The 12,731-nt window shown below is 60.3% G+C and carries 9 protein-coding genes; 3 read left to right on the top strand and 6 right to left on the bottom strand.

Annotated elements, in window-relative coordinates:
- Positions 1–300 precede the first annotated feature (300 nt).
- From JSO19_RS07220 to JSO19_RS07215, 3 genes are all read left to right on the top strand, one after another.
- Positions 301–3,177: an Ig-like domain-containing protein gene (locus tag JSO19_RS07220; RefSeq protein WP_333735223.1), complete on the top strand. Its 2,877-nt coding sequence runs from the start codon at positions 301–303 to the stop codon at positions 3,175–3,177.
- Positions 3,178–3,318: 141 nt separating this feature from the next.
- Positions 3,319–3,993: a SagB/ThcOx family dehydrogenase gene (locus JSO19_RS13135; protein WP_442915681.1), complete on the top strand. Its 675-nt coding sequence runs from the start codon at positions 3,319–3,321 to the stop codon at positions 3,991–3,993.
- Positions 3,994–4,565: 572 nt separating this feature from the next.
- A complete protein-coding gene (locus tag JSO19_RS07215) occupies positions 4,566–5,003 on the top strand; it encodes a carboxymuconolactone decarboxylase family protein (RefSeq protein ID WP_270910693.1) in 438 nt (145 codons plus the stop codon).
- Here JSO19_RS07215 and JSO19_RS07210 read toward each other — a convergent pair.
- From JSO19_RS07210 to JSO19_RS13125, 6 genes are all read right to left on the bottom strand, one after another.
- Positions 5,000–5,383 (bottom strand): hypothetical protein, encoded by a 384-nt coding sequence (locus JSO19_RS07210; protein WP_270910692.1) that lies wholly within the window; start codon positions 5,381–5,383, stop codon positions 5,000–5,002. The two genes, JSO19_RS07215 and JSO19_RS07210, sit on opposite strands and share 4 nt — an antisense overlap.
- Positions 5,371–7,071, bottom strand: a complete 1,701-nt coding sequence (mobF, locus tag JSO19_RS07205; protein ID WP_270910691.1) for a MobF family relaxase — start codon at positions 7,069–7,071, stop codon at positions 5,371–5,373. The genes JSO19_RS07210 and mobF overlap by 13 nt, the downstream gene beginning before the upstream one ends.
- A 135-nt stretch (positions 7,072–7,206) precedes the next feature.
- Complete coding sequence (locus tag JSO19_RS13130) at positions 7,207–7,662, bottom strand: helix-turn-helix domain-containing protein (RefSeq protein WP_442915680.1); 456 nt, start codon at positions 7,660–7,662, stop codon at positions 7,207–7,209.
- Between the two features lie 522 nt (positions 7,663–8,184).
- Entirely contained in the window at positions 8,185–10,425 is a 2,241-nt protein-coding gene (locus JSO19_RS07200) for a heavy metal translocating P-type ATPase (RefSeq protein WP_270910689.1), read from the bottom strand.
- The gene (locus JSO19_RS07195) at positions 10,422–12,491 is read right to left on the bottom strand and encodes a cytochrome c oxidase assembly protein (RefSeq protein WP_270910688.1); all 2,070 of its coding nucleotides are present in this window, start codon (positions 12,489–12,491) and stop codon (positions 10,422–10,424) included. Before JSO19_RS07195 ends, JSO19_RS07200 begins: the two co-directional genes overlap by 4 nt.
- Entirely contained in the window at positions 12,488–12,712 is a 225-nt protein-coding gene (locus tag JSO19_RS13125; RefSeq protein WP_442915679.1) for a heavy-metal-associated domain-containing protein, read from the bottom strand. Before JSO19_RS13125 ends, JSO19_RS07195 begins: the two co-directional genes overlap by 4 nt.
- Positions 12,713–12,731: the final 19 nt, after the last annotated feature.

Below are 12,731 nucleotides of genomic sequence, written 5' to 3'. Positions count from 1 at the left end.
GCGCAGGTGTCCCTCAACTAGGCGCGCAGCAATTGGAGCACTCATGTCTTCTGAATTTTCCAAATACTACTTCGACCTCTCCACGCTACTGGAAACCCAATACAGGTGTTCTCCACGCTATCAAAGCAATTCCAGTTTCGATTTACTAGGGCTAGATCTGCGTCCTGACCGGCGCATGCATTGCAAATATCACCATAGGAGCGAAGGGGAACCTTGAATACGTATCGAGAAAACCGCACCCGGCAAGGGTGGCGGCCGCAAATAAAGAGAATCGCATCTCTCGGCGGGATAGCCGCACTGGTGAGCGCCGTGATCGTGCCTTTGCACAGCAGCCCGGTCGCTGCGATACCCGCTGACACGTTCAGCTACTCGACACCTGGTTCATACACATGGCAGGTACCTACAGGGGTGGACACAGTAGAAGTCGAGGTTCGTGGCGGTGCCGGTGGCAATGATGAGGGCGGCAGCGGAGGTGTGGTGACCAGCACTCTCGACGTATCTTCGATCACGTCACTGAGCCTACAGGTCGCTTCTCGCGGCGGCGACGGAGAACCCGGTGGCGGCAGCAGCTCATGGGGAAGCGCTGGTTCAGGCTACGGACAAGGCGGTCGCGGCGGCACAGGAAGCTACACACCATTTGTCCCCTCAGCTGGCCAAGGCGGCGGCGGCGGCGGCGGCGCATCTGCAGTGTCGAGCGACGGCGCGCCCCTGATAATTGCAGGCGGCGGCGGCGGCGGCGGCGGGTATGCCGTCTGTGGTGGTAACCCCGGCGGGGATGCAGGTCAGAGCGGTTGGAAATACAATAATAACTGCGCCTCAAACGGTGGCGACCCCGGAGCGGGCGGCGCAGCCAGCGGGAGGCACGGGTCGCAGGGTAGCAACGCAAACAGTAGCTCCGGCCAGGGCGGTGGTGGTGGCGGCGGTGGCGGCTACCGAGGCGGTGGCGGTGCTGACGCCTCAACCGATGGCGGCGGCGGTGGCGGTGGCGGGACCAGCTACTGCGCAGCCGGGAACTGTTCAATGACTGTCGGCAACTGGGGGAACGGCAGCATCGAAATTCGCCCCATTCACACCCCCACGGTGACTTTTGATGAGGACGCATACTCTGCGCACACCGGGAATACCCTAACGTTCAGCGGTACTGTGACCACTCCAGCACCAAGTGGCGGCGTGCCTGAAGGACACGTCACGCTGAGCGTTGAAAATGATGGGGCACAGGAGACACACACGCTTGCAACCCTGCCGCTAAACGCACAGGGACAGTTCAGCTATACCTGCACTTCGCCGTGCGGTACAGAAATTACAAACATCACGCAGGTGCGTGCAAGCTACCAGTCAAGCAATCAGTCAAGCTGGCGGGATGCGGCAGGAGTCGCCCCTCTGACGTTTGTGAACGCTGAGACGCAAACGCAGCTGTTCATCGACCCCAGCCAAGCAGTGGCCGGGCAGCTGCGGGACTTCACCGCCACCGTACAGGTGCTGCAGCCAGCTCTAGGCGCGGTCAGGGGGAACGTCGAATTTTGGATGTCCAATCAAGACGGAAGTATTGCGGAATTGCTTGGTACCGAACCGCTCGCCGATAACTACCAGGTCACCCTCTCCGTCGGCGTGCCAGAGGCTGTGACAAAGCGGTTCTGGGCAGTGTTTGCAGGTAGTGCAGGGTTTAACGGTTCACAGTCTCCGAAGCAGACTTTGATGACTGAGCAGGCAGCCACGAAGATCGTGGCAACCACCACACCTCAACCGACGGTGACAGGTCAGTCGTTCGAAATGCAAACGACGGTCACTGTGCGTGCACCGGGGGCGGGTATCCCAACCGGCGAGGTGCAGGTGCTTGGTGAAAATGGCACCCATACGGTCATCCTTGATTCGGCTGGAGAAGCGAATGTTCCCTGGGAGGGTCTTGATGCTGGTGAGTACGAATTCACTGTGCATTACCTTGGGGATGAGAACTTCCTGCCCGCTCAGACGACGGTGACCCACACTGTGGAGCGCGCAGACGCCGACCTGGGATTGGCCGTAGACAATCCGACTTCACAGTACGGTGAGGACGTTGTGCTCACGGCGTCAGCCACAGTCGTATCTCCGGGAGACGGGGAGATCACTGGTGACGTACAGTTTGGCTACCTAAATGAGGCGGGTGAATTCATTCCCCTGAAAGATCCGGTCGCACTTCATGAAGAGCTCGCACAGCTCATCGTGACTGGTTTAGATGTGGCCAACTACGAATTCCAAGCGCGATACATTGAGACAGACAATTTCCTCGCCGCAGTCTCACCGCTTGCCGAGCATACAGTCTTCCAGGCGGCACCCATCGTGACTGTGACCCCGCAACCAGAAACGACCACATATGGGCTGTCGCAATTGGCGGCCATCACCGTGTCCGGACCCGACTACGGCAACGGTGCACCGTTGCCAGCCGACGGGGAAGTTCAGCTCATCTTCGTACACGAAGACGGTACGGAAACACCCTTTACCGATGCGATCACACTGGATGAGGCAGGAAAAGCGACCGTAGATCTTGATGGGCTCGATCCCGGTAACTACCAGATGTACGCCGTGTACGACGGCTCACGCAACTATCTGACGGGAGTATCAGAGACCGCCGAGTTCACGGTCGAGCAGGCACTACCCAATGTCACGCTGAGCGGAGAAGAAAAAGCGACAGCGGGGCAAGCTCACACCTTTACCGTTGAAGTAGCTCCGTACGCGGCGTCTGAAGGAGTCGCGGGAGATCCGAGCATAGTGGAAGACGTAGGTACGCTGACGCTCTCACCGTTGATGGCCGACCGGCAAGAGCATACCTGGCTCGGTTTTGTACCCACAGGCGAGATCAACCTGCTCATTGATGGTGAAGTGGTTGCTGCAGATGTGGCATTGACTGCTCACGCTGACGGCAGAATGGCAGCGGTGGCGACGGTGACCCACACCTTTGATACGCCAGGCAGCTATCATGTTGTTGCAGAATATGGAGGCGACACCTATGTACTGTCTGGAGAAAGCAACACCCTTGACGTTCAGGTGACATCAGCAGCGGCAGCCTCGGCGGGGCTCGCACAAACGGGCATGACCGGAGCTGAGGGAATGCTCGGATCTGCCGCACTGCTCATGCTTGCGGGGGTGACGGCGCTCACTCGTTACCGGTCGCGCAAAATCCGTGCCCACAGTCTGCGTTGAAGTGGTAGTCCAATAGGCTAGGCAACGCAACCCGAAGAGCATGTGGACCCCTACTCGCGAGTTGAGTGGGGGTCCATATTCTTTGCTCGCTTATCGGTATCCGTTGAGAACCGTCTGCTGGTCATCAAGAGATGGAGGAGTATGTCATCGCAGTCCGATAGTGAAGGAACGAGTGGGCGTTCGGATGATTGCGGGATTGTTCTGAACGCCGTGCAGGGCGGGAGCGCTATCGCTGAAGCTCTGCGACGGCGTCGCTCAATAAAGATGTACCGCCCGGATCAGATCGCCCTTGCGACAATGAGCCGCCTGCTGGGAGAAGCGGTTGGTTCCGCACCAGATACCCGCAGGCCCTACGGTTCGGCGCACGCGCGATACGACATTCAGGTCACCGTGGTCGCAGCCGCTGTGGATGGTTTGGACCCCGGGGCCTACAAATATCTCCCTGAAGAGCATTCCCTCGCTGGAGCTGTATACGGTGATCACCGAACCGGGCTCGCGGAAGGAACACTTGACGCGGCCTGGCTGAGACAATGCCCGCTCATTCTGGTCCTTTCGGCCGATCTCTCCGCCGCCAACCGTGCCTTCGAGTCCCAGAGGGCCAGTCGGGGTGAGAGTTTCTGCTGGTTCGAGGCAGGGCTTGTGAGCCAGAACGTCTACCTTTGGGCCGCGGAAAATGGACTCGGAACGGTCTTTCTCGGCGGTCTAGACTCGGCCAGGATGCGCTCAGCGACGCAACTGTGGATACCACGATCTCACTCGGTGCTGGGCATGCTTCCCGTTGGCTACCCAGCCGATCCCGAAACTTCTGCCCAATGAGCAAGGCCATGCCTGCCGTTGATGCCAACTGCTTGGGTTCCGCTCAGGCTGATGCCCGAGCAAGTAGCGACAGAGCAGAGGACACACTTGTTCCAACCCCCGATGTGACTGCCTGGTTCAGTGCCGCAGCGGCTCAGGGTGATTCACGCTGTGAAGTCCCCGCTCCCAGAGGTCTCACAGGGCCAGCGCGAGCCCCTTGCCATCATCGGCAGAGTCGCATTGGCCCACTTACCCGCCCGCAAAACCCGCCCAAACGCAGACAGGCCTTTCTGTACGCCGGGGCAGCGCTGTGGCCGATTCCAATAGTCAGGGCGCGGCAAGCTGCCGTAGGCCAGTAGCCGCGGGATCAAACCACTCCGTGGCCAACGGCATGCCATAAGATAGTAGAAGTGCGACCAGTTTCAACGGCACGGTCTCGGGGGTCCACTCTACGCCGGAGTGACCCTATTGTGCAGGGCCTACTTTACGGGGATCACATTGAGTGATCCCCGTAAAGTAGGCCCTGCACAGGCGTGTGCCACTCACCAACTGAGCAGACACTCAGTCCGTCACGACGAAAAGAAGAGGGAATCATGCGCCTGGCCATCAGCCATCACGCCCCCGAGGGATACAAGGCGGTCGCCGCGCTCGATGGCTACGTCAGCCGCAACCTCGACCCGATACTGCTCGATGTGGTGAAGCTCCGTGCTTCTCAGCTCAACGGGTGCGCATTCTGCGTGGACATACACGCGACCGACCTTGAGAAGCACGGTGTGCCGACTCGGAAGATCTTCGCCGTCAATGTGTGGCAGGAAACGAACTTCTTCACCGAGGAGGAGCGCGCTGCGTTAGCACTGACTGAGCAGATCACCCACGTCTTCGACGGCATCGATGGCGATGTCTGGCGGGAAGCCTCCGAGGTATTCAACGAGCGGGAGCTGTCAGACCTGGTGCTAGCGATCGGCACGATCAATCTCTGGAACCGCATCGGGGTCTCCACCCATCTCGCGCCGCCACCGCTGGAATACTAGCTCTCCAGAGCCGCCGGCTTCGCCGGGGCAGCCAGGGTTTCAGATCTGTCAGGATTGCACTGGCCGAAGAGCCGATAGATGCGCCCGTCACGGACCTGCAACGACAGCACCTGTGAGATCCCACTGAGCTTCACGATTATGCCCGGCACATCGTTGGCTTTCGTATCACCTACAGTGACACCAGGTCGCGAACCGCGCGACGCACCCACGAGCACATGCCCCGCGGCCCACACAATACACTCGCCGTTCTGGTATCTATGCGCGTCCTCATGGAACTCCCGGGCCAGCATCTCTTGTTCACCACGTTGTACCACGACGAGGAACGAGCGCCCCGCCCGGATGACGGTTGCCGAGGTTCCTACTGGCGTCAAACTCGACATGTGGTATTCCCGGTACCTGCGGGGCCGACGAGAACATCCAAGGTGCGGCCGGAGATGCCGATCTTTGCGATCGCTTGCTCCTGATCGGGCGACAACGTGTACCCGTCCTTGTTCTCTGTACGGGCGGCCTGCTCGATCCACGCGAGCGGCACCGTTGGCCCGGTGCGATTCTCTGCTGCGGCAAGGAGCCCGTCTTCGGCAGCAATGACCCGCTCGGAGGAGTACACTGTGGAGGCTTTCGGACGGAACACGCTCGTACCGTCGGCCTGTTGGAATATGGTCGGGGTCGACGCCAGCTCCGGCGGCGTCAACCGGAGGGATGCGTGTTCAGCGGCGTCGACGATCTGCCGTGTGATGGTGTCACGGTCTTGGGCGGTGGCGAACCGGAGCCCCATCGTTTGGCGGACGGCTTCTGCGTGGAGGTTCCATCGCTTCCACGTCGCCCGCCGATCACCCACCCGCTCCATCACAACCGCAGCTACCGCGCCGAGGCCATCGAGCGGAATGTCATCAGCACGCAGCAACGGATCAGCAGCGCTTCCCGCAAGCAAGGCCGAAGCCCAGGTCGGTGCGTCCTCCCCGAGTACATTCGTGGCGCGTGCACGCCACTGTGCGGTGAGGACGCTCAGGGAGTGCTGTTGTTTCGATGGCCGGGTCTCGAGCGTCGCCTGCTGACGCAACTGCCACAGCAGCTTCGGGGACGGCTGCCTGCCATGCCTTTCCACATAGTCAGCGACGAGGCGGTCTTTGACCTGCTCGATATCGCGGGTACGGGAAGAGAACTCATCCATCAAGCCCTGCGAGACCCCGGTGATCTCCCACGCCCTCGACCGACCCACACCACGCTCACGCGCCTCCCACCCCACCCCGAGCACCTGGGTAATTCTGTCGGCGAGGACCGCATTGTAATGCTCAGACAGCCCGGTCACTGCTGCGTGGAGTGCGCGGGAATCGAGGGTGCGCCACTTCCCATCCCGCGCCGCCTGTACCCGGTTCGCAACCACCACATGCGTATGCAACTGCGGATCAGACGCCCGCGAATCATAGTGGTCATACGCCGCCGCAATCACACCCCGCACCGGTACTTGAGCGACCGCGCCCCGCGGACCTTTCGCGCCCACCCTCGTCGCGGCAACATCCCGTTCCAGTAGTTCGATCACGTCCTGGATTGCGGCGTGGTGTGCTCGCGCGATCAGCGCTTGGGTTCCTCCGTCGGCGACCGCCCAGAGCGTGGAAACGGACTTCGGGACGGAGAACGTGAGATCGAAACCAGCGACCGGCGCACCGGTCGGCTTCGCTGCTTCCTCAGCCTCGATCAACCCGACCTGTGTCGCGCGCTCTTCAGTAGTGAGAGTTACGGGGAGTTTCGCGATGCAACGCTCGACCCGCTGCGAGGCGGTCGCGAACTTCCGGTACGGGCGACCAAGCTGCTCACCCGTGCTCGGGTCCTGCCCGTAGCCCATAAGCCGCCGCAGTTGCTCCTCGGACACCGAGTCTCCAGCGGAAATCTCACCTCCGGGTAGTCCAATGACACCGGTTCCGCCCCAGGTGCCGGGTGGGGTTCCAGATTTCAGATAGTACCTGGTCAGGGCTGCGGCAGCATCGCGGTCGCCATCGCCAATGACGACAGAGCTCAAGAGGTACCGGTATCCGTCACCAGCCGTCATCACCCTGATTGAAACCGTCACACCATCAAGGTGCGGTGTAACAATGAGGGGACTCTACTTCGATTTAGTGACACCGCTTTGCCGCAGCATCTGGTTCCCCGACACTGGTCACAACCGAGCCCATCTAGACAGCCCTACCAGCTACCAAAAAATGATTCAGAAGCGCCTCCTTATGAGGTTTTCATCAAGACGGGCCGCTGCTCGGAATGAGGAGGGGCTGACGCCCCAGTACGCGCGAAAAGCCCGACTGGCGACTTCTGGGCTGGACCACCCAATCTGAGCAGAGATCACCGCCACTGGATCGTCACTGAGCAAAAGCACTTCAGCCATAGTTTTCGCCCTCAATTTCCTCAAAAATCGAGCGGGGGTCAGGCCAGTTTCCCTGCGAAACAGTCTGGTAAGTTGCGCAGGAGAAAGGGCAGCTTCATTTGCGAGATGCCGGACACTCCAAGGACGTTCTATATGTGAAACTAGTAGATCTATTGCGCGTAGGACGTCTCTGCCCGGAAGGTTCGTTTGGGCAGCCGACCCAGTACCAGAAAGATGTAGGAAGAGATCGGCGAAGACCTGAGCGGCACCGGCCAGGATCTTCGGCGCGGTTGCTTCGTTCATACTCAGTCGGGATAGTAAGGCTAAACCCTGTCCTAGCGAAAAAGAGAGTTCCTCATTTACGGTTCCGAAGTGGACTGGAGGGCCGGGTCTTAGTGACTGAACCAACGCCATCGTAAGGGGATGCATCTGGGGAAGCCATCGAGAGTGGTCTGATACAAACTCTGGCCTTACATATAGTGTCAACGTGCGAGTCGGCACGAGAGGCTCTCCAACGCAGAGAGTCTCATTCGGAATCAATATGAGGTCACTGGGGCCGACCGCGAGTTGGACGCCACGAAACGAGAGTCTCGACCACCCGGACGAGACATACATGAGCTTGACAGCCTCGGCTTTGGTTACACCGGTGGGTTCCAGCGTGAGCGCAGCTCGCACTTGGAACGGAGCGAAGACATCTGGAAAGATCCGATCTCCCGACAAGATCTCTACGGAGGGCGGTCGGATCACGCTGTTATCTGCCTGGTAGATCTCGCTCATAGCTTCCGATGTTCCACTGACTCGAGCCCACAAGCTTGTGGGCAGGGCCTAGCCTTTGAAATTCTGAAGTCGAAGGCTGTTGTAGACGACAAGCACGGAAGACAGTGCCATGGCGCCGGCAGCAATGAGCGGGTTCAAAAGCCCGGCTGCAGCGATCGGAATCGCAGCAACGTTGTATCCGAATGCCCAGACAAGGTTTACCCGAATCGTTTTCAACGTCTTTCGGGAGAGTGCGATGGCATCCGGGATGACTGCAAGATCGTCTCGAACTAGGATGATATCTGCGGATTTGAGGGCGATGTCGGAGCCATTGACCATCGCGAGGCCGAGGTCTGCGGCGGCGAGCGCGACGGCGTCATTTATGCCGTCGCCGACCATTGCGACCCGTTCCCCTTGGGTCTGGAGGGCGCGCACGGTTTCGGCTTTGTCGGCAGGAAGGACTTCGCTGAGGGCCGTGTCGATTCCGAGTTGTGAGGCGGTGTAGTCGCCTGCGGCCTTGGAGTCACCGGTGAGGAGCACGGTTTTGAGTCCTTGTTTCCGGAGTGCTTCGATGGCCTTTTTGGCCCCGGGCTTGATGGTGTCGGCGAGGTTGATAGCGCCGATCAGCTTCCCCTCGACTGCGACAAACACCGTGGTCTCGGCGGGATTCTTGTGAAGTTGTCTCCCATTCGGTTCGTTGAAGTTCAGGGGTACGCCATGCTCTGTCAGAAGCGCCTTGTTGCCGACAATGGCGAGTTTGCCAGAGACGGTCGCTGTCGCTCCCTTCCCGGGAAAGATGGTGAAGTCAGTTGCGGGCTCTAGATCCGTGATTTGCTTCTTTGCTGCGGACATGATTGCGCGGGCAATGATGTGCTCTGAGCCCTGTTCGACTGAGGCTGCGACGCGGAGCAAATCGTGTTCTTGGATGTTTTCTGCGGTGGCTGTGTTCGTCACTGTCATGGTGCCGGCGGTCAGTGTGCCGGTTTTGTCCAGGACGACGGTGGTGATGGTGCCGCTTGCCTCGAGTGCGTCTTGTCCTTTGACGAGGATGCCGAGGCTGGCGCCTCTGCCGATGCCTACCATGAGTGCGGTGGGCGTTGCGAGGCCGAGTGCACAGGGGCAGGCGATGATCAGGACGGCGATGCCGATGCCGAAGGCGTCTTGGAATGCGGTGCCTGCAAGCATCCAGGCGAGTGTGACGAGAATCGCGAGAGCGATGACTGCTGGAACAAAGTAGGTGGTGATGCGGTCTACGAGCGTCTGTACTCGAGCTTTACGGGATTGGGCTTGTTCGGCAAGGGCGGCCATCTGCGCGAGTTGGGTGTGCGCTCCGACTGACGTTGCACAGACTTCGAGTCTTCCGTTGGTGCTGATCGTTCCGCCGACGACGTTGTCTCCAGGACTGAGGTCTTTCGGGACAGGTTCCCCTGTCAACATGCTGGTGTCCACTGACGCGTATCCGGCACTGATCGTGCCATCCGCAGGAATCGTCTCCCCTGGAAGGACCACGAAAGTATCCCCAACTCGGAGCGACCCGGCCGGTTCGATGCTCTCGCCGCCGTCCCGGGAAATGCGTACGTGGGTAGCGGCAAGCTGACCCAGTGCGCCGAGGACATCGCCCGCTTTTCTTCTGGAGCGTGTTTCGAAGTACCGCCCGGCGAGCTGGAATGTCGTCATCCCGGCAGCAACATCGAGGTAAATTGAGTTCGCTCCCTCCGGAGTGACGCCGAATCCGAGCCAGTATCCAGCACCATCCTGCCCGATGCCGAGCAGAAGAGACGTGACCGCCCATCCGAACGATGCGGCGATGCCGAGTGACACGAGAGTATCCATGCTGACGTTGCCATGGCGGAGATTGCGGAGGGTGGCTTTGTGGAACGGCCATGCCGCCCAGGTGACGATGGGAAGCGCGAGCAGGATGCAGAGCCATTCCCAACCGGGGAAACGCCAGCCTGGGACCAGCGCGAGAACGATCGTGATGTCCATCAGTGGAACTGTGAGGACCGCGGCGACGAGGAGTCTGCGCCGCAGGGAGGTGATCCTCACCTCTGTTGCGCGTCTCGACCAGGCGTCGTCGGCGTCATCGTGAACACGCGCTCCGTATCCGGCCTTCTCCACTCGACGCACTGCGAGGTCGGCCTCGGCGGGTGAGAGTCCAGTGATGATGGCGCGTTCCGTTGCGTAGTTCACACTTGCCGTCACTCCGTCGAGTTGCCCCAAGGCACGCTCTACTCGGCCCGCGCATGCAGCGCAGGTCATGCCGGAGATATCGAGTTGAAGGGGATCCGTGGCGTTCTGTTGGATCGTCATGAGCTGCTGCCTTCCTTCGTGCCGGGAAGCTGGGGACCTCGCACGTTGCGAGCCTGTCGAGCACTGAGCTTTTCAAGCATCCGGTTGTAGTCGTCGAACTCGTCATCGAGCCCCGCGTCGAGGTGACGATCTTTGCGGCGTGCATCCTTCGCGTCCTGTCTCGACCACTGCACGCCGAGCGCGATGATGACGAGGAGGAGAGGGATCTCTCCGCCTGCCCAGGCGACTCCGCCGCCCAAGTATTGGGATACTTTGAGGTCGGCCCAGGGCAAGGCAAGGTAACGGTAGAAGTTCTCGGCGATGATATCGCCGCCAGACATCAGGATGACACCGAAGAAGGCGTGGAAGGGCATCGCCGCAAGCACAAAGCCGAGCTTGCCGATGTGAGGAAGCGGTCGCGGAGGACGGTCCACGCCGATGACTAAGCCGTAGAACAGATAACCCGCGATGAGGAAGTGCACGTTCATGAACTGGTGGGCCCAGTGGAAACGCATGTATTCGCCGAAGATGCCCGAAAAATACAGGCCATAGTACGAGCCGACGAACAGCGCGAAGACGATCAGAGGATTGTAGATGAAACGAAGCACCCGCCAGTGCAAAGCCCAGGTGACCCAGTCGTGGATCCCGGCAGGGAGCTTCGGATTCGACTTGGTCGAGCGCAGGAGAAGTGTCACGATGCCGCCCATGACCAGCAGAATCGGCGCCAGCATGTTCAGGCTCATGTGCACGATCATGTGGATGCCGAAATCGGGGGCTGAGTACTTGCCGAAACCCGAGCTGGTGACAAACACCACCACGATCCAGCCGCTCACCCAGGCCACGGCCCGTCCCGCCGGCCAAGCATCCCCACGCCGGCGGAGAGTATTCACTGCGACGAGATACGCCGTGACCGCTGCCACTGCGAGGAGCAGGAAGAGAATGTTCGGCCGCCAATGCGTGAAGAGCACGAGCGGTGTGGGCGCCTCATTCACTTCGAAGCCCAAGAACACCTGCGAGATGCTCGTGGGGACAAAATAGTGCGGAGGCGGGAAACGGGTCATCGCGGCGGTGACGCCCACCCATCCCGCGATCGCGATGGCCATACCGCCAAGCATGCGCACCAGCCGCTGCTCGTTAATGCGCCGACGTCGCCAAATGCTCCACGAATACATCGTCAGCCCGCAGATGATCGCCAGGAAGATCCACCGCGTAATGATCTGCCAACCGGTGACGGAGTCGAGAAGCCCGGTTCCCGCCAGTTTGAACCAGGCAAGGAGAAGATCAGCTCCGACAACGACCGGAAGAGCGAAGGCAAGCAGCAGGAAGATACGCGGAAGAATCTCTACAGAGACCAGGCGTCCGGAGGCGACCCGGATTGCTGCCAGCAGGATCACTCCGAACGCTGCGCTGGTAAGCAGGGACTGATAGATGCCTGCGTCGCTTCCGAAGTCGTGTTCGGGCCCGACAAGAATCTGTCCGACTACCACGGGGGCTAGTGCGCCGAAACACGCTGCCCAAAGGGGAATCAGCAGGCCCGTCCATTGCTCGATAAACATGCTGAAGAAGAACACGACGAGAGCGGCGAGCAACGTCACTGTCCACGCCTTGGGGAAGGAACTCGCTTCATACAGGAAAGACAGTGCGCTCGAACTCTCCAGCCGCGCGAAAGACTGTCCGTTGTTATCGAAGATAGTGAACACCACCATCGCGCCCGCGGCAGAAGCCCACACCCCTGAACCGATCTGGAGCACCTTCAGCTCCAGCGGGCTGCGCAGAAGATCAGCATTCCGCCCTCGCGCATCCCGGAAGAACAGCAGCGTCAGTAGCGCGCCGATGGTCACCATTGCGGCGACATCAGCGATGGCCTGGCCGGCTGCTGTGAGGATACCGACGTCAAGGCCCGGGAAGCTCCGGCGGAGTAGATCGTAGGGTGCTGGACCCGCAAGTATCGTGACCAGCGGTGCAGGTACGAGAACGAGACCGGCGCACAAGGCAGCCAGGGTGCGCACGACGCCTGAACGCCTGTTGATGACTACTGGATCGTTCGCACGAGCCTCATCAGGCTGGGTCGAAGTAACCGTGGTCAAGAACCCTCGTTCTCCCAGGAGACCGGCTCGAAACCCGCTTCAGAAACGGCGTTCTCAATCGCAGATCGCTCGACCAAACCTCCATAGCGCACTGCGACTGCCCCTGTAGTGGCGTCGACGTCCGCCCAGACAACGCCACCTATCTCAAGAAGCTCAGCGGAGAGTGCCCGCTCACAGTGTCCGCAGGTCATCCCATTGACGCGGAACTCCAATTCATTCATCGGGGCATGAACCTTTCGC

The sequence above is a fragment of the Leucobacter sp. UCMA 4100 genome, assembly GCF_027853335.1.
GTDB lineage: Bacteria > Actinomycetota > Actinomycetes > Actinomycetales > Microbacteriaceae > Leucobacter_A.
The sequence above is the reverse complement of the archived record's forward strand: the minus strand, read 5'-3'. Positions and strand labels throughout refer to the sequence as shown.

Excerpts from the sequence above, each read along its gene's own strand:
- JSO19_RS13135 (WP_442915681.1), top strand. The coding sequence starts at position 3,319 with ATGTCATCGCAGTCCGATAGTGAAGGAACGAGTGGGCGTTCGGATGAT.
- JSO19_RS07215 (WP_270910693.1), top strand. The coding sequence starts at position 4,566 with ATGCGCCTGGCCATCAGCCATCACGCCCCCGAGGGATACAAGGCGGTC.
- JSO19_RS07210 (WP_270910692.1), bottom strand. The coding sequence starts at position 5,383 with ATGTCGAGTTTGACGCCAGTAGGAACCTCGGCAACCGTCATCCGGGCG.
- JSO19_RS13130 (WP_442915680.1), bottom strand. The coding sequence starts at position 7,662 with ATGAACGAAGCAACCGCGCCGAAGATCCTGGCCGGTGCCGCTCAGGTC.
- JSO19_RS07200 (WP_270910689.1), bottom strand. The coding sequence starts at position 10,425 with ATGACGATCCAACAGAACGCCACGGATCCCCTTCAACTCGATATCTCC.
- JSO19_RS13125 (WP_442915679.1), bottom strand. The coding sequence starts at position 12,712 with ATGAATGAATTGGAGTTCCGCGTCAATGGGATGACCTGCGGACACTGT.